At 40.3% G+C, this 21,609-nt stretch carries 18 protein-coding genes; 13 read left to right on the top strand and 5 right to left on the bottom strand.

Annotated elements, in window-relative coordinates; all coding sequences use genetic code 11:
* Positions 1-263 precede the first annotated feature (263 nt).
* Positions 264-1,313 (top strand): thiamine-phosphate kinase, encoded by a 1,050-nt coding sequence (gene thiL / locus WAO84_RS05805; protein WP_340064344.1) that lies wholly within the window; start codon positions 264-266, stop codon positions 1,311-1,313.
* A gap of 4 nt (positions 1,314-1,317) precedes the next feature.
* Here thiL and WAO84_RS05800 read toward each other — a convergent pair whose 3' ends face one another.
* Entirely contained in the window at positions 1,318-1,575 is a 258-nt protein-coding gene (locus tag WAO84_RS05800) for a hypothetical protein (protein ID WP_340064343.1), read from the bottom strand.
* Between the two features lie 76 nt (positions 1,576-1,651).
* Positions 1,652-2,422 carry an alpha/beta fold hydrolase gene (locus WAO84_RS05795; RefSeq protein ID WP_340064342.1) on the bottom strand — a complete coding sequence of 257 codons (771 nt, stop codon included), beginning with the start codon at positions 2,420-2,422 and terminating at the stop codon, positions 1,652-1,654.
* Positions 2,423-2,454: 32 nt separating this feature from the next.
* Between WAO84_RS05795 and brnQ the strand changes: the two genes are divergently transcribed.
* The 4 genes from brnQ (at position 2,455) to WAO84_RS05775 (ending at position 6,453) form a co-directional block, all read left to right on the top strand.
* Entirely contained in the window at positions 2,455-3,726 is a 1,272-nt protein-coding gene (gene brnQ / locus WAO84_RS05790; protein WP_340064341.1) for a branched-chain amino acid transport system II carrier protein, read from the top strand.
* Between the two features lie 247 nt (positions 3,727-3,973).
* On the top strand, positions 3,974-4,144 hold the full coding sequence (locus WAO84_RS05785; protein ID WP_340064340.1) for a hypothetical protein: 171 nt from the start codon (positions 3,974-3,976) through the stop codon (positions 4,142-4,144).
* A 56-nt stretch (positions 4,145-4,200) separates the two neighbouring features.
* Complete coding sequence (locus WAO84_RS05780; RefSeq protein ID WP_340064338.1) at positions 4,201-5,181, top strand: MvdC/MvdD family ATP grasp protein; 981 nt, start codon at positions 4,201-4,203, stop codon at positions 5,179-5,181.
* 81 nt (positions 5,182-5,262) lie between these two features.
* Positions 5,263-6,453, top strand: coding sequence for a hypothetical protein (locus WAO84_RS05775; protein ID WP_340064336.1), 1,191 nt, complete (start codon positions 5,263-5,265; stop codon positions 6,451-6,453).
* A gap of 77 nt (positions 6,454-6,530) precedes the next feature.
* On the opposite strand, the gene WAO84_RS05770 is transcribed toward WAO84_RS05775, so the two are convergent.
* Positions 6,531-7,826: an aminopeptidase P family protein gene (locus WAO84_RS05770; protein WP_340064335.1), complete on the bottom strand. Its 1,296-nt coding sequence runs from the start codon at positions 7,824-7,826 to the stop codon at positions 6,531-6,533.
* A 220-nt stretch (positions 7,827-8,046) separates the two neighbouring features.
* On the opposite strand from WAO84_RS05770, the gene WAO84_RS05765 reads away from it, so the two are divergent.
* The 8 genes from WAO84_RS05765 to WAO84_RS05730 all read left to right on the top strand — a co-directional run bounded on the left by WAO84_RS05765 (position 8,047) and on the right by WAO84_RS05730 (position 18,684).
* Positions 8,047-10,899: a WD40/YVTN/BNR-like repeat-containing protein gene (locus WAO84_RS05765; protein ID WP_340064333.1), complete on the top strand. Its 2,853-nt coding sequence runs from the start codon at positions 8,047-8,049 to the stop codon at positions 10,897-10,899.
* Positions 10,900-11,087: 188 nt separating this feature from the next.
* Positions 11,088-11,750, top strand: coding sequence for a succinate dehydrogenase cytochrome b subunit (locus WAO84_RS05760; RefSeq protein WP_340064332.1), 663 nt, complete (start codon positions 11,088-11,090; stop codon positions 11,748-11,750).
* 12 nt (positions 11,751-11,762) lie between these two features.
* Entirely contained in the window at positions 11,763-13,763 is a 2,001-nt protein-coding gene (locus WAO84_RS05755; RefSeq protein WP_340064330.1) for a fumarate reductase/succinate dehydrogenase flavoprotein subunit, read from the top strand.
* A gap of 53 nt (positions 13,764-13,816) precedes the next feature.
* On the top strand, positions 13,817-14,569 hold the full coding sequence (locus WAO84_RS05750) for a succinate dehydrogenase/fumarate reductase iron-sulfur subunit (RefSeq protein WP_340064328.1): 753 nt from the start codon (positions 13,817-13,819) through the stop codon (positions 14,567-14,569).
* A gap of 418 nt (positions 14,570-14,987) precedes the next feature.
* Positions 14,988-15,995, top strand: coding sequence for an SAM-dependent methyltransferase (locus tag WAO84_RS05745; protein ID WP_340064327.1), 1,008 nt, complete (start codon positions 14,988-14,990; stop codon positions 15,993-15,995).
* A gap of 12 nt (positions 15,996-16,007) precedes the next feature.
* Positions 16,008-16,724, top strand: coding sequence for an aspartyl/asparaginyl beta-hydroxylase domain-containing protein (locus WAO84_RS05740; RefSeq protein ID WP_340064325.1), 717 nt, complete (start codon positions 16,008-16,010; stop codon positions 16,722-16,724).
* Positions 16,725-16,951: 227 nt separating this feature from the next.
* Positions 16,952-17,320 carry a hypothetical protein gene (locus tag WAO84_RS05735; protein ID WP_340064324.1) on the top strand — a complete coding sequence of 123 codons (369 nt, stop codon included), beginning with the start codon at positions 16,952-16,954 and terminating at the stop codon, positions 17,318-17,320.
* 206 nt (positions 17,321-17,526) lie between these two features.
* Positions 17,527-18,684 carry a methionine aminotransferase gene (locus WAO84_RS05730; RefSeq protein WP_340064323.1) on the top strand — a complete coding sequence of 386 codons (1,158 nt, stop codon included), beginning with the start codon at positions 17,527-17,529 and terminating at the stop codon, positions 18,682-18,684.
* Between the two features lie 51 nt (positions 18,685-18,735).
* Here WAO84_RS05730 and WAO84_RS05725 read toward each other — a convergent pair whose 3' ends face one another.
* Positions 18,736-20,961, bottom strand: coding sequence for a M43 family zinc metalloprotease (locus tag WAO84_RS05725; protein WP_340064321.1), 2,226 nt, complete (start codon positions 20,959-20,961; stop codon positions 18,736-18,738).
* A gap of 394 nt (positions 20,962-21,355) precedes the next feature.
* Positions 21,356-21,499, bottom strand: a complete 144-nt coding sequence (locus WAO84_RS05720) for a hypothetical protein (RefSeq protein ID WP_340064320.1) — start codon at positions 21,497-21,499, stop codon at positions 21,356-21,358.
* Positions 21,500-21,609 lie beyond the last annotated feature (110 nt).

Here is a 21,609-nt window from a genome sequence, read left to right as displayed (position 1 = left end):
TTTATTTACATATAAAAAACGTTATTTAACATTGTTTTGTAAGTGTTTACTAGCTATATTATAGATACTTATTAGATAATAGCGAGTATCTAATAAATATCTATTAAATACCCTCTTTTGAATGTTGGTGACTTAGTTTTTTATCGAAATATCTTTAAGAAATAATAGCTGTGTTTAAAGCTTAAAAACATTCTGTAAATTTTTTATACCCCCTCATAAAAACTCTTTCGTGCCATCCCAAAAGCATTTTCTATTTTTGCAGCATGATAGAAGATAAAAATCCCGGCAAAACACCTTTGGCAGACCTGGGCGAATTTGGGCTTATTGAACATCTCACCAAAAATGTAACGCTTAACAACCCTTCTTCACTTAAAGGGGTGGGAGATGATGCAGCCGTAATAGACCCCACAGATAAAAAATTGATAATAAGCACTGATATGCTGGTAGAGGGCATTCATTTCGATTTGAGTTATATGCCCTTAAAGCATTTAGGGTATAAAGCCGTTATCGTTAATCTGTCTGATATCTATGCCATGAATGCCCAACCTACACAGATCACGGTATCCATAGCAGTTTCCAATCGCTTCCCTCTGGAAGCTTTAGAAGATCTGTATGCCGGAGTACTGCTGGCCTGCAAAATTTACAATGTAGATCTGGTGGGGGGTGATACTACCTCATCGCAACGCGGGCTCATTATCTCGGTTACAGCGGTTGGTGAAGCAGATGAAAATACTATTACATACCGAAGTGGTGCAAAGCCAAATGATCTATTGGTGGTTTCAGGAGATCTGGGTGGGGCCTATTTAGGGCTACAGGTTCTTGAACGGGAAAAAGAGGTTTTCAAAGTAAATCCAAATAACCAGCCAGATCTTTCTGATTATACCTATTTGATAGAAAGACAGCTTAAACCGGAAGCCCGAAAAGATATTGTTGAGCTTCTTGAAAAACTGGGAGTTATACCTACCTCTATGATAGACATTAGCGATGGCTTGTCTTCAGAAATTATTCATCTGTGTAAGAGCAGCACCACCGGCTGCCATTTGTATGAGGAGAAACTGCCTTTAGATCCACAGGTAATCCATACCTGTGAAGAATTCAATCTCAACAGTACTACGGTGGCTCTAAGTGGTGGAGAGGACTATGAACTATTGTTCACTATAAAGCAGGAAGATTATCCTAAAATAAAAGCTAACCCCAACCTTACGGTTATTGGGCATATGACTCCCCCTGAAGAAGGACAATACCTCATTACCAGGGCATCAACAAAGATACCCCTTGAAGCAAGGGGTTGGAATGCTTTAAAAAATGAATAATTTTTTACGCCGCTGAATTTGCCGGCTCGTGAGAGCGTCTTTTTTGGTGCAAATGAGCGAGGGTTTCGTTAATTTCTCTCAATTGAGGAGTAAGCGAAGCGAGGTTCCCTTTAACATCAATAGTAACCTGAGTACCGCAACATGTACACTCATACTCTTTTATATGAGCTGTCACTTTTTTGGTTACTATAAAACGATGTCCGAAAACAAAGCATAGCATTCTGCCAACCGAGAAGAGGGCTTTTCTGGGTTTTTGTTGCATGATTTGGGCATTTTAAGATTTGGTTCTTAAATATAAAAATTATAACGTAATTAACAACTATTTCGTATGCTACTTTTCAACAAAATGTTGAAAAAACACTAAAAACTGCTGCCTGATCTTCAAGATGAGACATGTGGCCACCCTCAAGTATTATATATTCAAAACCATTTTTTTCGGCCTCTTTGCGAAGCATTTGTGCATCCAGTAATGGGTCTTCCTTACCGGCCACCATATATTTTGGTACGGTTAGTTGAGCTGCTACCCTATTCCGGTCCGGTCTTATTTTCATGCCTTTTATAGCCGCGATCACACCCTGCCGGGAAGTAGTGAACCCCATTTTTTTTGCATATTCTACACCTTCCCAGTTAACTTGTTTATAGCTTGTGCTAAAAAGCTGAGGGATCGATGCGTTTATATAACTATGTATATTACGTTCTGCCAGAGCTATGGCCCGATCTCTGTTTTTTTTTCGTTCCGGATGGTCTGCTCCTGCCGTAGAGTTCAATAATAAAATACCCTCTACTGTAGATGCATACTTCTCGGCTATGGCAAGTGCTACATACCCTCCCATAGAGTGTCCTGCAAACTTAGCCTTGGTTATGTTTAAGGAATTTAATACCGATATTACGGCTCCGGCCATGATCTCCATAGTATGAATACCTGCTATATTTTCAGAGTTACCGTGTCCCGGAAAGTCTATAGTAATAACCCGTTTATAAGATTGTAAATGGAGTATAAAAGGCTCCCACATAGCACTGTTCTCCAGAAAACCATGCAATAAAACCAACACAGGGCCCTTACCCTGATCAGTATAAAAAATACGGACTCCTTTATGAGTTAAAATCATTTTACAGTATCTTTCGCAAAGATACAGTTGGAATGAATAAAACAAAAGAGACCTTTATTATTGGGTTTGCTCTATTCTCCCTTTTCTTTGGTGCCGGTAATCTTATACTTCCTCCTTTATTAGGTTTTAAAGGGGGTACCGACTGGTTTTTGGTAAGTATTGGGTTTGCACTTTCCGGTGTGGTATTACCCATTCTGGCGATATGGGCACATGCCCGGTTACAGGGCACTATGTACGATTTTGCCAAAAAGGTGTCTCCTTTGTTTAGTTTACTCTATTGTTTGGTGGTTTATCTTATCTCTGTAAGCCTGCCCGCACCCAGAACAGCTTCTGTTACCCACGAAATGGCGGTAGAACCCTTTTTAGGAACACATTCCCTGATCACCAGCAGTGTTTATTTTGCTTTGGTTCTCCTATTCGCCTTAAATCGCTCTAAGGTATTAGATATTCTGGGTAAAGCACTTACTCCTATGATTATTGGTATTCTATTGTTTATTATAGGAATTGGATTTTATAACAATACGGGTGATATGCGCCTTTCCCAATTTGATGTCCCTTTAATAAGCGGGTTACTAGAAGGGTACCAAACGTTTGATGCAATTGGTGGTGTAGTAGTTGGAGGGGTTATTATTATCTCATTACAGCTAAAAGGATTGTACTCTTTTGAGGAAAAGAAAAAACTTATAGCCCGGGCCGGCATACTGGCGGGGGCAGGGCTTTTGCTCATTTATACCGGTCTAATTTTAACCGGAGCCTTGTATAGCGATGTATTTCCTGGAGATATATCGCGTACAGAGTTGCTTACCAAAATGAGTCTTTCTTCACTGGGCAGCTATGGTACCGCATTCCTGAGTGTTCTGGTAGCACTGGCCTGCTTTACGACTGCCGTAGGTATCATTACAGGTACGGCCGATTTTATGAAGAGCCTGCTGGGAAACTCGCAACGAGCCTATACAGCCACTGCTGTTTTAGCTTGTATTCTTGGGGTACTTATGGGGCAATTGGATGTACATTATATTATAGATATCGCACTTCCGGCGCTTATGTTCATCTATCCGGTTACCATTGTCCTTATTCTTTTGAATGTACTACCTCCCGCGTACGCTTCTCCCATAGTTTTTAAATTGGTTACCCTAACTGCGTTGATATTTAGTATTCCTCATTTCATTTCGTCTGTTGGGTTTGCAGACCTGGCCAAACCTATAGAGACCTTTTTACCTTTAGGTACTTATTATTTGGGATGGCTCATACCATCAATCGTTATGTTTATTGTTTCAAATCTTATGAAACGACCTGGAACATAACTTTTTATAAGACAAAAAGATGCTTCTTCCAAAATTATACGGTTTTTATTACCATTCAACGTTAAAAAAACTGTTTAGATCGAAGAGGTTTTTTTTGTAAGTCATTTCTTTTTAAATTTCACTTGTGAATTACTACCCCCCTTCCCCTTCGTTCATTCAAAAACTAACATATAATATTCAGGCTGTCAATGAAGTACCCGGGATATTATATTATCGTAACTATTAAGCAACCAAAAAACTATTAACAATGACTGAAGAAAAAAAACCAACACTGGCACACTTTCAGGTAGTACTTCCTAAAGAGGTTAAAGAACGTGATTTTGACTGGAGCATTCGTGCCACCCGGTACCGGCTTTTTGAATTTACAGGGGCCGCGCAATACCCCGATCTGGCAGCAGAAATGGATGCCGATTTTTAAAACTCATAAAAATGGCCTAGAAAGGCCATTTTTCCTTTCAAAATCTTTTTAAAATTATGCAAACTCCCATAGTCATAATTTCTGCAATTACAGATGCCCATTATCAAACAGTGGCCCAAAAGCTTAATGTACTGGGGGTTCCCTATGTACTGTTTGATCAGTCAGCCTTGCCAGGGCTCACGATCACTACCGATTTCGAAAAAAAAATATTACAAATAGGAAGCAAAGAGTACTCAAATATAGGGGCCGTGTGGAACCGCCTTAGCTTTGAACCCAATCTTATGTTTGAACTAAAAGGCGGCTACCTCAAATTTGCACAAAATGAATTCAAAGAAGCTTTTAAAGGCAGCCTTCGTGCATTTTGTAACCATTGGTACAATTCTCCCGAGAGTAACCGAAATGCATCGTATAAACCAATGCAACTAAGAGTGGCCGTTTCACACAGCGAATTCAAAATACCTCCTACATTAATTACCTCCAACAGAAGCAGCCTCCTGGCATTTCGGCAAAAATATCCTCAAATTATTGCGAAAAGCCTGGGAAAACCCATTTTAGATCACGATGGTACATTTACCAGTGTTTTTACACAAGAGGTTGACGATGACTTTTTAAAGCAACTGGACAACCTGTGGTACAGTCCCTGTATTTTTCAGGAATTTATTACTAAAGCATATACTGTAAAAATAGCCGCGATAGGCAAACGCTTTTTTGCCTGCAAAACAGCACATAACAAAAATTCTAGTCCCATTAGCAAAAAACATGAAAATACTAACAATGCAGCATATACCTGTATGGAACTGCCCGAAAAAATTGCCCGGGGATGCCGCAAAATGATGCAGTATTTTCAACTTCAGTATGCCACTTTTGACTTTGGAGTGACTCCCTGCGGCGAATGGTACTTTTTTGAGATAAACCCAAACGGGCAATGGTTATGGATGGAAGAAATGACCGGTATGCCTATTGCCAGTGCATTTGCAGACATGTTGGTAACCCCTGCCCCAAAAACACCTTCTAATGTAAAAAAACAAAGACCCTAAGGTTTTATAATAATTATTCACTTTTTATCTACTTTTTAAGTTATATTTTCTTACTTTTATAAGTAACTAAAAAGCTTTATTATGAAAATAACCTTAAAAACTTTTTCAAAACAATGGGGAAAACCTGTTTCCCTAATGACCCTTTATCTGCTTGCACTTTTCCTTATATGGAGCTGCTCTAATGATCAGGAAGAACCGACTTTTGAAGAAAACCGATTTACCGGGAGCATAGAACCTGATCCTGATGTTAAATTCCTTTCTTCAAGACCGGGGTTTTACAGCAGCTATTCACTTTCCTTATCTCAACTATCCTCTTTTCAGTCCACTCTTTGCAACCGGGTTGATCTTTCCGGTTTACGAATAGATAACGGGCGTTTGGTTTTCAGGTCTGTAGAAGATCTGCAAAATATTATGAGCCAGTTAGAAGATGTGAACCAAAAGTTTGAGAATGAACTGGAAAAACAAATAGATGTATTACTTACCGATGCTAAAAATGATGCTTCCATTGTAAGGCATTATGAAAGTTCACTTATTACTCTTGATAGCAATCTTGATGAAGAAATTGTAAATGGCATTGAAGAGTTATTATGGAGCGATGGTATGTTTGCACACAATATGCAGGAATGTATCGATCAAAAAATACCCATTAGTACACTTTGGAGAAAAGTAAAAACCCTCTCCGATACATGGCTTGCAAGAGCTACCGACGAGATTGATATTGACCTTTCAAAAGATCCGGCCGATGATTATATAGATGATGATCTTATGCGCCTCCTGTTGGATGAAAATGCATCTGTTGTGCTTGGCAATGAAGTACATACTTTTATTCCGGATGCTTTAACCGATTCTAAAAGTGTAAATAATGTATCTACCTGGTCCAGTAACTGCCGAACCTGGAAAAGAGCTTCCAAAACCGGAAACAACGGGAGCCGTAAATTAAAAGTGCGTGTTTCCGTAAGGAACTTTGTGTTTTACAAAACACTGAAAGCCAACATAAAAGGTTGGAAACGCAGAAGAGGTAAATGGAGAAAACGGCGGTTTACCAAAACCCTTAATATGGGAGGCAATGCCATTATTCACCGGGCTTCTCTTTCCAATAACTGCGATCCTGTGTTTACAACATTTATTAATTTAAGTGAAACCCGTAGAAGAAAGTCATTCAAAATAACCCGAACCTGGTGGGGTGGCGACTGGTACGTAGCTGCAGTAAAAAACCAGTTTAGCGGTATTGGCAATGTAGGTTCACTTAATGTGAGCGCCACTATTCAATAAACCACATATTTTTAGACCAAAAAACGCCCAGACCTTACGTCTCGGGCGTTTTTAATTAGATCTATTTTTTTAGACCTTTATTTTTGCTGCATGCAATGTTCAATCTCATCAGCCTCTATAGGTATATTTTTCATCAAGTTGATTGGTTCTCCACTTTCTTGTATCACCACATCATCTTCCAGGCGTATGCCCATATTCTCTTCTGGAATATAAATACCCGGCTCTACGGTAAATACCATATTAGCTTTCATGGGTGTTTTTAGTGCTCCGTAGTCATGAGTATCCAAACCTATATGGTGAGAGGTACCATGCATAAAGTATTTTTTATAGGCCGGCCATTCCGGATTTTCATTTTTTACATCCGCTTTGTCAAGTAACCCCAGGCCTAAAAGCTCAGAAGTCATGATCTTACCCACTTCTTTATGATAATCTGCCCATAAATTCCCAGGTACCAGCATACGGGTAGCTTCATTTTTTACCCGCAAAACCGCATCATATACCTCCCTTTGTCTTTTGGTAAACTTCCCGTTAACTGGGATCGTGCGGGTCATGTCACTGGCATAATTAGCATATTCTGCTCCCACATCCATCAATAACATATCATTATCATTACACAACTGATTATTTTCTATATAATGCAATACATTAGCATTGGCACCTGACGCCAGAATGGGTGTATAGGCAAACCCCCTGGAACGATTTCGAACAAACTCATGCAGATACTCTGCTTCTATTTCATATTCCCATACGCCCGGTTTCACAAAACCCAGTATCCTGCGAAACCCTTTTTCTGTAATATCACAGGCCGTTTGCATAAGTGCAAGCTCCTCAGGTTCTTTAACACCGCGTATTTCCTGCAAAATGGGACTACTTTTTTCCCATTTGTGTGCAGGATACTTTTTCTTGCACCATTTGATAAAACGGTCCTCCCGTGTTTCGGTTTCTACCGACTGACGATAGTGCTCATTGGTATTAAAATAGACCGTTTCGGCCTCCGTCATAATATCAAAAAACACTTTTTCAAATTCTGTTAACCAGTACACCGTTTTAATACCGCTTACGGTAAATGCGCGTTCTTTTGAAAGCTTCTCGCCTTCCCAGACCGCAATATGTTCATTCGTCTCTTTTAAAAAGAGTATTTCCCTATGTGCAGGATCCAGAGCATCTGGAAAAAGAACCAGAATACTTTCTTCCTGGTCCACACCGCTTAAATAAAAAAGGTCTCTTGCCTGCTGAAAAGGCATCGTACTATCGGCTCCAATAGGATAAACATCATTGGAATTAAAAACAGCCAGGCTTCCGGGTTTCATTCCAGCTATAAATTTAGCCCGGTTTTTTATAAAAAGATTACGGTTAACAGGATGGTATTTCATGACTTCTAATAACGATTTAGTGTAGTAAAGAGCATACAAGGTACAATTTGGGTTATAAAAGAAAATAGATCTTCTCTTTTATGCCTTGTTAAAAATGTACCTTACCATTAAAGGCTTCCAAAAATACTAACTTCAATACCAATTCTTGTTAAACTTGGTTTAAAAGTTTTGACATTCCTTTAACATTTTCTAATTTCCGCTACACTAAATAACCGTCTTCATGAAAAAATACATTTCAGGGATCTTTTTTATGGCTGCATGCCATATATTGATCGCTCAACAACCTGCTTCAACTGATACCGAAATACAAAACAGTATTACCAGCAGTGAAAGTCTCAGGGCACAATCTATAGTTAAAAACGTAGCTTTTAACAATATTGGGCCCACTGTCATGTCGGGCAGGGTTGTGGACCTGGATGTGAATCCGGAAGACCCTACAGAGTTTTATGTAGCCTACGCCTCAGGCGGGTTGTGGCACACCACCAATAACGGTACCAGTTTTACACCTATTCTTGATGATGCCCCCACACAAAATACAGGTGATATTGCTATTCACTGGCCCAGCAGAACAATTTGGCTGGGAACCGGAGAAAACAATGCTTCCCGCTCTTCTTATGCAGGAATAGGGCTTTTAAAATCTACTGATAACGGAAAAACCTGGGAACCTGCAGGCCTGCCGGGATCCCACCATATAGGGCGGATTATTATAAATCCCGATAATGTGAATGAAGTAATTGTAGGCGTTACAGGGTCTCTGTATTCCGAAAGTGAGCATCGCGGTATTTATAAAACGTCTGATGGCGGAAAAACCTGGAAAAAAACACTTTATGTAGATACTGTTACCGGAATTATTGACGTTGCCTTTACTCCCGGCAATTTCAATATACAATATGCTGCTGCATGGGAAAAAGACCGTAAAGCGTGGAATTTTACAGGTAGCGGAAAAGGCTCCGGCATATACAAAAGTACCAACGGCGGAGATACATGGACACTCATCTCTACCTCAGAAAGTGGTTTCCCTACCGGAAAAGGGACCGGGCGAATTGGCCTGGCTGTTTTTGATGAAAACACCGTCTATGCAGTTCACGACAGTCAGTACCTGCGAGAGAAAAAAGAGGAAAAAGAAGACGACACCAAACTCACTAAAGATGATTTCAAGAATATGTCTGTTGAGAGTTTTTTAAAACTGGATGACAAAAAGCTCAATGCCTACTTAAAAACCAATGGTTTTCAGGAAAAATACCGTGCAGATAATGTAAAGGCTATGGTACGCGGGGGAACGGTAAAGCCGGCAGACCTGGCACGATACCTTGAAGATGCCAATGCCATGCTTTTTGATACACCGGTAACCGGAGCAGAAGTGTATCGAAGTGATGACGGAGGGAGTACCTGGGAAAAAACACACGAAGGGTATATAGACGATCTGTTTTACAGCTATGGTTATTACTTTGCACAAATTGCGGTAGATGCCAATAACAAAGATCATATTTATACCGCAGGCGTTCCTATCATAAAATCAAAAGACGGAGGGAAAACCTTTACTTCAATAAACCGGGAAAATGTGCATGCCGACCATCATGCTATCTGGGTAAATCCTAAAAAGCCGGGACATATTATAAACGGAAATGACGGAGGTGTCAATATTTCATATGACGATGGTGAAACCTGGATCAAGAACAATTCTCCGTCTGTAGGCCAGTTTTATTACATTAACGTAGATCATCAAAAACCTTATCACGTATATGGGGGCCTTCAGGATAATGGTGTTTGGGTAGGGCCTCACAATGCCCGTGAAGACCGTAGCTGGCACCAATCAGGAAAATATACCTGGGAAAGCATAATGGGAGGCGATGGTATGCAGGTACAAATTGACAACAGAAACACAAACATTGTATATACCGGCTTCCAGTTTGGTAATTACTTTCGTTTGGACCGGAGCAAAGACCAGCAAAAATACATACAGCCCAAGCATGCACTAGGAGAACGCCCATATCGTTTTAACTGGCAGACCCCTATTTTGTTATCCTCTCACAATCAGGATATATTATACCTTGGCAGCAATATGCTTCACAGGTCTATGGATAAAGGTGATACCTGGGCCACTATTTCTAAAGATCTTACCACAGGTGGTAAAAAAGGGAATGTTGCTTACGGAACATTAACCACTATTTCAGAATCGCCTTTTCAATTTGGTTTACTCTACACCGGAAGTGACGATGGGCTTTTATACGTATCAAAAAATGCAGGGGGTGACTGGCAGCTTATTTCAACATCTTTCCCACAAGACCTTTGGGTAAGCAGAGTTGTGGCCTCATCTCATAAAAAAGAAAGAGTATATGTAACCCTTAACGGCTATCGTTGGGATGATTTCAGGCCCTACGTATTCATGAGTGATGACTATGGGAACAGCTGGACCTCTATACATAACAACCTGCCCGATTCTCCGGTAAATGTAATAGTAGAAGACCCGGTAAATGAAGATCTGCTCTTTGTAGGGACCGATAATGGTGCATACGTTTCTTTTAACAGAGGAATGCAATGGCACGCTTTTCATGAAAACCTGCCTTATGTAGCCGTACATGATATTAAAATACAACCCGATGCAAATGACCTGGTACTGGGTACACACGGAAGAAGTATTTATGTAACCAATATTGAACCTCTCCAAAAATTCACTCCAAAAATACGGGAAAAAGGCATTCATATCTTTGAAACGCCGGCCCTTAAGTATTCTTCCCGCTGGGGGCAAACCTGGAGCAAATGGCTCGATGCCTATATTCCCGAAATGCAGTTTCGGGCCTATATATCTGAAGCAGGCACATATAAGGTACACATAGTTACAGAAAACGATTTTGTTCTCAATTCTTTTGATATTGAAGCCGACAAAGGTTTTAACTACATTTCCTATAAGGTTGATGTTGACCCGGAAAAGAGAAAAACCTATCTCAGGAAAAATAAAGAAGCGGCCATACCCAAAGCTGCTAATGGAAGCTATTTTTTACCTAAAGGAAAATATCGTGTGGAAATCGAGGGCAACGGTTTAAAAGAAAGTGGTGCCTTTGAGATTAATTAAGAAATAGCTAGGGGACAGCATTAAAAGATGTTTAACCTAATACACGCATAATCAAAGGTTTTTATATAAATTCTTAAACATCTTGCGGCTGCTATTTTAATTAATTCTAAATTCATTATAAAACGACTTGCAAAGTTTGTTAATAACTTGTCTGTACAGTAATTTTGTTGTAACAAATCAAATAACTAATGAGCAAAATCATAAATTCTTCCATAGCGAGAAAGGTTTCGATGGCATTATCGGCCCTTTTCCTGCTAATTTTTCTTTTACAACACTTCACCATAAATGTGACTTCGGTTTTTAGCCCTGACACTTTTAATGAGTGGTCACATTTTATGGGTACTAACCCTTTTGTGCAGTTCCTTTTACAACCCGTTCTTATTTTTGGAGTGGTTTTTCACTTTGTGATGGGTTTCATTCTGGAGGCTCGCAATCGCTCGGCCAGAAGTGTTAAATATGCTCGTTTTAACGGGGCTGCCAATTCTACGTGGATGTCCAGAAATATGCTTTGGAGTGGTATAACCATTCTTGCTTTTTTAATATTGCATTTTATTGACTTCTGGTTTCCTGAAATGAATTACAAGTACATAGAGTTCCTTCCGGAAGATCCTACCCGTTATCACCATGAAACCGTAGAAAAGTTTCATAGTCCCCTGCGTACGGGAGCCTATGTTATTTCATTTGTTTTTCTTACATTACACCTGTTGCATGGTTTTCAGTCTGCGTTCCAGTCCATAGGCTTCAATAACAAATACTCTTCTTTCATAAAAAAGCTGGGAAATGCCTACGCTATCCTTATACCCCTGGGCTTTATATTTATTGCGCTTTTTCACCATTTCAACGGACACTAAAAAATTTACTGTATGGCTTTAGATTCAAAAATACCACAAGGCCCTTTGGCCGATAAGTGGACCAAACATAAAAACGATATTAACCTGGTAAACCCGGCTAATAAGCGTAATATAGATGTTATTGTTGTGGGAACCGGCCTTGCCGGTGGCGCCGCTGCCGCTACACTGGCAGAACTGGGGTACAATGTAAAAACATTTTGCTATCAGGACTCTCCCAGAAGGGCACACTCCATCGCAGCACAGGGAGGTATTAATGCCGCCAAAAACTATCAGGGAGATGGTGACTCTACGTATCGTCTCTTTTACGATACCATAAAGGGAGGGGATTATCGCTCCCGTGAGGCCAATGTATATCGTCTTGCAGAAGTTTCTGCCAATATTATAGACCAGTGCGTTGCACAGGGAGTTCCTTTTGCCCGTGAATATGGAGGTCTTTTAGACAACCGTTCCTTTGGAGGTGTTTTGGTTTCCCGAACATTTTACGCAAAAGGCCAAACCGGACAACAGTTATTATTAGGTGCATACGCAGCTATGAACAGGCAGATCAACCGGGGTAAAATCATTCCTTACAACCGCCATGAGATGCTTGACCTGGTTATTGTAGATGGAAAAGCACGAGGGATCATTGCACGTGACCTGGTAAGTGGGGAAATAGAGCGCCATTCGGCACATGCCGTTGTAGTTGCTTCCGGAGGTTACGGAAATGTATTTTTCCTGTCAACCAATGCTATGGGAAGTAATGTAACGGCTGCCTGGAAAATACATAGACGCGGGGCATATTTTGCCAACCCCTGCTTTACACAAATACACCCTACCTGTATTCCCGTATCGGGAGATCACCAGTCTAAACTCACCCTAATGTCTGAGTCCTTGCGAAATGACGGGCGTATCTGGGTACCTAAAAAACTGGAAGATGCCAAAGCCATACGCGAAGGTAAATTAAAACCCACACAACTGGCAGAAGAAGACAGGGATTACTACCTTGAAAGAAGGTATCCTTCTTTTGGTAACCTAGTACCAAGAGATGTAGCCTCGAGAGCTGCTAAAGAGCGTTGTGATGCCGGTTTCGGTGTAAACGCTACCGGAGAAGCTGTTTTCCTTGATTTTGCAGCTGCTATTGAGCGTTACGGTGCCGAAAAAGCAGCCGTTCAGGGAAATCATAACCCCACGAAAGAAGAGATCCTTAAATTAGGAGAAGAAGTTATTGCCAATAAGTATGGTAACCTCTTCCAGATGTATGAGAAGATTGTAGATGAGAATCCTTATAAAACGCCCATGAAAATCTATCCTGCGGTACACTATACCATGGGAGGTATTTGGGTTGATTATAACCTCATGACCACCATTCCCGGATGTTATGCGGCCGGAGAGGCCAATTTTTCAGATCACGGTGCCAACAGATTAGGGGCTTCTGCCCTTATGCAGGGGCTGGCTGATGGATATTTTGTACTTCCTTATACCATTGGTGATTACCTGGCCAGCGATATTAGAACCGGAAAGATCTCAACCGATCTCCCCGAGTTTGAAGAAGCCGAAAAGAACGTACGTACTCAGTTAGACAGCCTTATCAATAACAACGGCAGCCATTCCGTAGATCATTACCACAAGAAATTAGGCAAGATCATGTGGAATAAATGCGGTATGAGCCGTAATGAAAAAGAATTGAAAGAAGCCATTACCGAAATACGCGAGCTAAGGGAAGATTTTTACAAAAATGTAAATGTTCCCGGCAGTGCCGAAGGAAAAAATGCAGAGCTCGAAAAAGCAATGCGTGTGGCAGATTTTCTGGAACTTGGAGAACTTTTTGCCATTGATGCGCTGCATAGAAACGAGTCTTGTGGAGGACACTTCAGAGAAGAGTTTCAAACAGAAGAAGGAGAGGCTTTACGTGATGACAAAAACTTCACCTATGTAGCTGCCTGGGAGTACAAAGGAGATCCGGGAAAAGCCGTGTTGCATAAAGAAGAACTTATCTATGACAACATTGAAGTGAAAACACGTAGTTACAAATAAAAACAGTGCTACCGTGAGGCTGGTGAATTAACGAACAACAAACAACTTAAGATATGAATCTTAAATTAAAAATATGGCGTCAAAAAGATGCCAACTCAAAAGGAAAAATAGTTGATTATAATGTGAGTGATGTATCTCCGGATATGTCTTTCCTTGAAATGCTGGATGTATTGAATGAAAGCCTTGTGGCAAAAGGGGAAGAAGTCATTGAGTTTGATCATGACTGCCGGGAAGGAATTTGCGGTGCCTGCTCTCTTCAAATTAACGGAGAACCACATGGCCCCGACCGCGGTATTACTACCTGCCAGTTACACATGCGTAAATTTAAAGACGGAGACACTATTTACATTGAACCCTTCCGGGCAAAAGCCTTTCCGGTAATAAAAGACCTCATTGTAGATCGTAGTGCTTTTGACCGTATACAGCAGGCGGGAGGATATATCTCGGTAAACACTTCAGGAAATACCATAGATGCCAATGCTATTCCCATTAACAAACACGATGCAGATAATGCTTTTGATGCTGCCACCTGTATTGGTTGCGGTGCCTGCGTAGCTGCCTGCAAAAATGCCAGTGCCATGCTGTTTACCTCAGCCAAGGTGTCTCAATTTGCACTTTTACCCCAGGGACAGGTAGAAGCCACTGACCGCGTGATAAACATGGTTCGGCAAATGGATCTTGAAGGCTTTGGTAACTGTACCAATACCGGAGCCTGTGAGATTGAATGCCCTAAAGGTATTTCACTTGAAAATATTGCCCGCATGAACCGGGAATATCTAAAAGCAAGTATAGGGGTGGATAAATAAATATATTTACAGTACAGTATAGATAAAAACCGGCCTAATGAGCCGGTTTTTACATTTTAGCCGTTTACTCGGTCACAGGTTGTTGGGTACTTAAAGACATCTTTAAAGTTTTTTCTTATAATTACTGCATACAAGTATGCGTGCTATTCCGTAAATATACCTGTTTTTAAAAAAGTGTTTGACAGCCTCTTAAAGCAGAAACGACATGAACTTGCTGTATTTCAGCAATGTGCCATTTTTTAATTTTAAAAATAACTGGCAGGACTTCACAGATCAAAAAATCTATTATTTATTACCATCAAAAAATCTTACATTGCATATACAAAAAAGGAACTCTTTTTTAATCTTTTTTTCGCATTTCAAAAATGGAAGTATGCGTGCTAAGAATTAATGACCTACACACTAAAAATCACTCATCATGGATCATAGAGAAAAACTTAATAATATCACCGCCACACTTTTAAAAGAGGGTATTGATTTTAAAGAATTAGAATCTGCCATTAGAGCATATATGGCCATGTTACTGGAATTATCAGGTCTTGATTTATACGATGAGCCTAACAGAGAAAACATATATCTCAATAACGGCGTGGCCCTGGGTACTTCATGGGCCGCTCTCTGTGTAGAAGACCTCGTTCGTACCAAACAGCTAATCAGAGGTATTGCAAATGCTGTAAAAGACATAAAGTCCCGGAAAAAAGACCCTATACATATTTTATATGCCGGGAGCGGGCCTTTTGCCACTTTGGTTCTACCCATACTCAGCCGGTATTCAGAAAAAGAGCTACAGGTAACACTCATAGAGATACATCCGGTAAGTGCAATAAATGCGGTAAAAGTTATAAAGCAACTCGGGTTTGAAAATCATATCAAGAATGTAATACAGGAAGATGCTACCACCTATCAGTTTAATGAAAATACCGATTTTGATATTATAGTATGCGAAACCATGCAGCACGCTCTTGTAAGAGAACAACAGGTACCTATTATGCTCAACCTTATCCCTCAATTAAAGAATGACATACAAATTATTCCACAATCTGTTCAGGTTGACCTGGGATTGTTAAACACCAGTACCGAGGTAGCTAAAGACAAATCGCATGAAACGATAGCAACTTTAATGAAATTTGACAGGCACTTCATAATGAATGCCCTTCAAAATCAAAACGATAGCGCTTTTTTAATGGAAAAAACAATTGCTTTGCCCAAAAACCGGTTAAAACATTATGACAAAATTGTTTTGCTTACCCGTCTGGAAGTATATGGAGACATCGTTATAGAGCATGATCAAAGTGGCCTTACCATTCCGAAACTTATATTCAATACCTCACAGATACGGCCTGAAGAAACCCATATTCATATTTATTACAGACTACAACCGGAGCCTATGTTTGGTTATGAAATTAAAGAAAGTGTTGCTATTTAAAAAACTTCCCGTATGAAAATACCACAGCCTGTTCAGTATCTTAAACTTCCTTTCCTCTTTAATGAAAAACTACTCATAAAAGATCTCGAAACTGCCATGAAATTATCATGGATCCCTCATTTTAATACTTCAGGCTACGAAGGTTCCTGGAATTCGATCGCACTTTATGCAAAAGATGGTGATCCGGCTAACATTCATGCCATGCAGGAGCCCGGTGTAATACTTAAAGAAACTCCTGTAATGAAGCTTTGTTCTTATTTTCAGGAAGTATTAAAACAGTTTAAATGTCCTTTTCTATCAGTTCGGTTATTAAAACTGGACCCGGGAGCCTATATTAAACCTCACAGAGACCATGAATTAGGATATGAAAACTATAATTTTAGGCTCCATATACCCATCGTTACACATAAAAAAATAGAGTTTATACTTGATGGGAAACAACTGCAAATGCTTCCCGGAGAATGTTGGTACACAAATGTAAACTATGAACATTCGGTAGCAAATAAAGGAACCACGCCCCGTGTGCATTTGGTAGTAGATGGAGAGCGTAATGCGTGGTCAGATAACATATTTTTTTCACTTGCCCCTAAAGAAAATTTTGAAAAACCCCTGCCTTCTCCCCTCTCTCAGGAAACTTTAAAACGTACCATTGCAGAATTAGAAAGAATGAATACACCCGTAGCAAATAAACTTATAGCACAAATGAAACAACAGCTGCACGGAGAATAAATATGCAATATATAGCAATTATTTTTTGTGGCTTTTTACTTCTTTTTAAAATCAGGTATTTCTTTCCGTTTACAAACCGGGTGTTTACACTCTGTTAAAAATCAACTCACTTTCAGATATTTACAAATCGTTATAACGTTTTACAAGGCTCTTACTATTTTCTCAGACGGTGGCGGAATCCGAAAAGCCTAATACTAAACAGAGTAGGACTTTTAAATACTAACACTATGGGATTTTATAAAAAACAACCATTTGATCCTAAGAAAACCAGTGCTACTTATTTATGGACAGGTCTTCGAACACCTGGCATATTTATAGTAACTGTAGAAGGTGAAGCACCTAATTATACCACCGGAATTACACTCGTAAGAGATACTCATTTTGTAGGCGGGTTAAAATTAGATGTTATGGGGTGGACAGGGCCTCTGGGTCCCGGCTCAAAACCCTATAAGGTAACGGGCTCTTTTAACGGAGAGTTCAGACCCCAGATTGTAGTTTCCGGTGCAAACGGAGACTTTGCTATTGATGTGAAGGAAATACCACATGACAAAGTTGATGATTTTGTGAAATCAACTTCAGAACTAGTTACCAAATAGCTTTTATATTGATTTCTCAATTACCCTGAACCCCTAACCCTGTATGCTAAGCGCATATAGGGTTTTTTTGTGTTCCCACCGCTTTTTTAAATGGAGTTTATCCTGCCATAACTCCTTATATCTGTCATGCCTACAGAATAGAGTACTGCTCTCCACAACTGTAAAGAGGACTTAAAAGTCGTACCTTCGTCAAAAAAGTAGATGTTATGCCGGAAACACGTATTAAAACTGCTTCCAAGTTACCCTGGGTAGAAACTACTATTTTTACCAAAATGAGCCGTTTGGCTAAAAAGCATAATGCTATTAATCTTTCTCAGGGTTTTCCTGATTTTCCTTCAGACCCCAAGCTCAGTGACCTGGTTACCCGGGCTATGAAAGACGGGTACAACCAATATGCCCCCATGCCCGGCCTGTTACAACTCAGAGAGGTTATTTCAGAAAAAATAGCAGCAACCCATCTGGTAAACTACGATCCTCTTACAGAAATAACCATTACCGTAGGGGCTACGCAGGCTATTTTTACCGCTATTGCAACTTTTGTCAATCCGGGAGATGAAGTTATCCTGCTAAAACCGGCCTATGATTGTTACGAGCCGGCAATCGCCTTGCAGGGAGGGGTTTCTGTACCTGTTCAAATGCATTCGCCATATTACAAGGTAAACTGGAACGAGGTACGCGCCAAAATACGCCCACAAACCCGTATGCTTATTATAAATACTCCGCATAACCCTACCGGCACGATCCTGACCCATGAGGATATGCTTGAACTGGAGTCTATACTTAAACACACCAATATACTTTTGCTAAGTGACGAAGTTTATGAACACATTATCTTTGATGGAGCCACTCACGAAAGTGCATGCCGTTTTCCCTATCTCGCTGAGCGTGCCTTTATTTGTGCTTCCTTTGGCAAAACATTTCATAATACCGGATGGAAAACAGGCTATTGCGTAGCTCCTGCAACTCTGATGCATGAATTTAGAAAATCACACCAATTTGCCGTGTTTTGCGCCAATCATCCCATGCAAAAAGCGTTTGCAGACTATCTTAAAGAGCCTTCTCACTATCTGTCACTTCCAGATTTTTATGAAAAAAAACGAAACCGCTTCAGAAAGCTTTTAAAAGGATCCCGTTTTGAGATCCTGGAGACTAAGGGTACCTATTTTCAGCTATTAGATTATAGTGCCATAAGCACTCAAAAAGATATAGATTTTGCCAACTGGCTAGTAAAAATACACGGCATTGCATCTATACCTGTTTCAGTGTTTCATGAAAACGGGGAAGATCTGCATCTTCTTCGGTTTTGCTTTGCTAAAGAAAATGATACGCTGGAGCGAGCCGCTTCTGTATTACGGGGCCTGTAAAATGGAAGAAGACCGCTAAAAGCGGCCTTCCCTTTATAAAAAGTTGGTTGGTTATTGTTTAATGAATTTCTGTGTCGATATCTCTTCACCGTCATTCAGTTCAAATATGTATACTCCTGTTTGTAATTCATTTACGTTAATTCTCTGTTCATGTAGTTTACCCGACTTAACTGTTTGTCCCAGTAAATTGATAATTCGGTAGGATGTATCTGGGTTAAGCAGCAGGTTTACATTGAGGAAATCTCCGCTTACCGGATTAGGATAGAGGAGCGCGTCTCCCATATCGACCCCTTCACGCATAGAGCGTATGAGCACAGGCTCGCTTCCTACACGGGCAGCACCGCCACTACTTCCGGTTACGGTTACCTGATCTACATAAATAAGATCTGAATTGGTAGATGCATCACACTGCATTCTGAATTGTGAATTGGCAGCAAAATTATATTGTGAAGTATCCAGTGTAACGGTAGCTACATAAAAACTGTTATTGGTAAAGCTGCTACCACTGGTATAGGTGGCTACGGTAGTCCATGAAGTGCCGTCAAAATATCTTACAAAGAAGTCTTCTCCTGTTTCCATACTAAATGGATAGAAGTAGAACTCCAGTGTTACTTCGCTATACGGAGTAAGGTCTAATTGTGGTGAGGTCATAGATGAGGCGACTCCTGAATTGTCACGTATGTATATGGAGTACGTTCCTTCAAATGAATTACTCCCGGCATAACGTGCACAATCACTTCCTCCGTCTATCCAGTTATCCCAGCCGGTCTCGAAAAAGGCTTCATGCAATACAACAGAACCTCCGGGCTGGCAGGGGGCACAGGCAGAACCACCACAATCTATACCCGTTTCATCACCATTTTGAATATTATCGGTACAGGTAGGTGCAGGTGGTGCTCCCAGACAGAAGTTAGTAGCTTCAGACGAGGTAAACGAACCTCCCGAAGCCAATGTACCTCCAGGTCCGGTAAGGGTATAGGAACCACTTCCATACGTACAGCAAATACCGTCTCCAAAACTATCATTTATAGTAAAGGTATAGCAATCATCTGGTAAACACAGGTCTTCTATTAGGGTAGAACCATCGGGCTGGTTACCATAAGTACCTCCTGATGCTACTGTCTGGCCTGCATCATTTAGCAATGTCCACGAGGTCTCTTCCGGATAGTTGTCAAAAGTAATGGTTAAGGTTACTTCATTTTCAGAACAGTTAGATACACAGGGTTCACAGGTAGAACCTCCACAGTCTATACCGGTTTCGTCTCCGTTTTGAATACCGTCATTACAGGTTGGCGGCGGCGGTGGTGTGCTGGAACATTTATCAGAGGCTCCCAGAGAAGCTCTTATACCCCCTGGAAGTAGCACGGCACGCATGCGGTTTTTTTGACCCTGAGTGAACAGGTTCATACAGGCATCATCTGAATAGTCCATATAATTCTGTACCATATCTACAGAACCACAGGAAACATGGCCGGTGGCACAGCGATAATTAGGTGCGTCAGAAGATGGTGTATCGGCTACAAAATCGTCAAAGTTACAGTTACCATCGCCCCAGATATGACGGAGATTGAGAAAGTGCCCTACTTCATGAGTGGTGGTTCTTCCCAGATCAAACGGGGATGAGAGGTAAAAACCGGAACCTTTAGCCGAGCTTCCAAAATACTGAGGGCTCATTACTACACCATCGGTAGCAGCATTTCCACCCGGGAACTGAGCATATCCTAAAATTCCTCCTCCAATATTACACACCCACATATTGAGGTACTGCGTGGTATCCCATGCATCTACCCCGCCCTGGGTGCTGCTTTTCATAGCATCGTTCGTACCCCAAGAGGTTCTGGACGATGATTTTCTGGTAATTCCGCTGGTGGCATTCCCGTTAGGATCTACAGTAGCAAGGCAAAACTCTATTTGCATATCTGCCGCCTGTGACCAGGTGTTATCAGCATCAGCATTCAAACGCCTGAAATCTTCATTAAGTACATCCAGTTGCGACTGTATTTGAGCCAAACTAATGTTTTCCTGTGAATTACTATAGATAACGTGTACTACCACAGGAATCGTTATTAGGTCACCATCAATACGGTTTTGCTCAAGTTGAGCAATTTTTCGTTTAGTATAATTTTCCACTTCTGCCATTCGTGCGGCCAAGCCGGGATCTAATAGCATGCGATACTCCAGGTTATCCATGGAAGCACAATTCCTGTTTTGCTCCTGAGCGTTACTTACGCTGAAGAAACAAAAGGAAATAAGAAAGAGCGTAATTTTTTTGAGCATTGTATTTAGTTTTGGTTAATAGTTAGTTAATTGCATTGCAATTTGTTAAAAATTTCACAAATAAAAGTTAAAAACTTTATTTTTTCGATGAAAATTCAACAAAAATGTAAAAAGAATACGCATTAAAACCAGTTGTCGCCAAAAAAATAAAAATGATTCAATTCTTAACTATTGATTTTAAAAAATGGAAAGTGAAGTAAGAGAAGTAATAAAAAATGATGATTACGTGAGCCCGAAGAATAGAAATAATACGGACTAAACAAACATAACAATTAAACAATTCCAATAAGGTTTACCGTAAAAAGGCAGCGGTAATCCTGGCAGCCTGACACTACCTTATATGTGGATAGTTAACCTTAGGGGCAAAAAAGGTATCAGACCCACGCAATCATCATCAAAGCATAAAAACTTTTTTAGCGACTACAGCAAGGCTTTTGATAAAACCTACCGATGAACGCAGACCTTCTATGTAGGAATAGGAATGATTCCAGCTTTCGGCCATTTTTAAGTTTAGTTTGGGGGTTACTCTTGTTTTCATGGTATTAAGCTTTGGGGGTAAAACTTGCTTCAAACATAAATAAAATATTTTATATCATCGATGAAATGTTGTAAAAAATCGATGAAATGCATTATTTATGTTTTTTTTAC

Origin of the sequence: Ascidiimonas aurantiaca, assembly GCF_037646345.1 — a bacterium.
GTDB lineage: Bacteria > Bacteroidota > Bacteroidia > Flavobacteriales > Flavobacteriaceae > Ascidiimonas > Ascidiimonas aurantiaca.
The sequence above is the reverse complement of the archived record's forward strand: the minus strand, read 5'-3'. Positions and strand labels throughout refer to the sequence as shown.

Excerpts from the sequence above, each read along its gene's own strand:
- thiL (WP_340064344.1), top strand. The coding sequence starts at position 264 with ATGATAGAAGATAAAAATCCCGGCAAAACACCTTTGGCAGACCTGGGC.
- WAO84_RS05800 (WP_340064343.1), bottom strand. The coding sequence starts at position 1,575 with ATGCAACAAAAACCCAGAAAAGCCCTCTTCTCGGTTGGCAGAATGCTA.
- WAO84_RS05795 (WP_340064342.1), bottom strand. The coding sequence starts at position 2,422 with ATGATTTTAACTCATAAAGGAGTCCGTATTTTTTATACTGATCAGGGT.
- brnQ (WP_340064341.1), top strand. The coding sequence starts at position 2,455 with ATGAATAAAACAAAAGAGACCTTTATTATTGGGTTTGCTCTATTCTCC.
- WAO84_RS05785 (WP_340064340.1), top strand. The coding sequence starts at position 3,974 with ATGACTGAAGAAAAAAAACCAACACTGGCACACTTTCAGGTAGTACTT.
- WAO84_RS05780 (WP_340064338.1), top strand. The coding sequence starts at position 4,201 with ATGCAAACTCCCATAGTCATAATTTCTGCAATTACAGATGCCCATTAT.
- WAO84_RS05775 (WP_340064336.1), top strand. The coding sequence starts at position 5,263 with ATGAAAATAACCTTAAAAACTTTTTCAAAACAATGGGGAAAACCTGTT.
- WAO84_RS05770 (WP_340064335.1), bottom strand. The coding sequence starts at position 7,826 with ATGAAATACCATCCTGTTAACCGTAATCTTTTTATAAAAAACCGGGCT.
- WAO84_RS05765 (WP_340064333.1), top strand. The coding sequence starts at position 8,047 with ATGAAAAAATACATTTCAGGGATCTTTTTTATGGCTGCATGCCATATA.
- WAO84_RS05760 (WP_340064332.1), top strand. The coding sequence starts at position 11,088 with ATGAGCAAAATCATAAATTCTTCCATAGCGAGAAAGGTTTCGATGGCA.
- WAO84_RS05755 (WP_340064330.1), top strand. The coding sequence starts at position 11,763 with ATGGCTTTAGATTCAAAAATACCACAAGGCCCTTTGGCCGATAAGTGG.
- WAO84_RS05750 (WP_340064328.1), top strand. The coding sequence starts at position 13,817 with ATGAATCTTAAATTAAAAATATGGCGTCAAAAAGATGCCAACTCAAAA.
- WAO84_RS05745 (WP_340064327.1), top strand. The coding sequence starts at position 14,988 with ATGGATCATAGAGAAAAACTTAATAATATCACCGCCACACTTTTAAAA.
- WAO84_RS05740 (WP_340064325.1), top strand. The coding sequence starts at position 16,008 with ATGAAAATACCACAGCCTGTTCAGTATCTTAAACTTCCTTTCCTCTTT.
- WAO84_RS05735 (WP_340064324.1), top strand. The coding sequence starts at position 16,952 with ATGGGATTTTATAAAAAACAACCATTTGATCCTAAGAAAACCAGTGCT.
- WAO84_RS05730 (WP_340064323.1), top strand. The coding sequence starts at position 17,527 with ATGCCGGAAACACGTATTAAAACTGCTTCCAAGTTACCCTGGGTAGAA.
- WAO84_RS05725 (WP_340064321.1), bottom strand. The coding sequence starts at position 20,961 with ATGCTCAAAAAAATTACGCTCTTTCTTATTTCCTTTTGTTTCTTCAGC.
- WAO84_RS05720 (WP_340064320.1), bottom strand. The coding sequence starts at position 21,499 with ATGAAAACAAGAGTAACCCCCAAACTAAACTTAAAAATGGCCGAAAGC.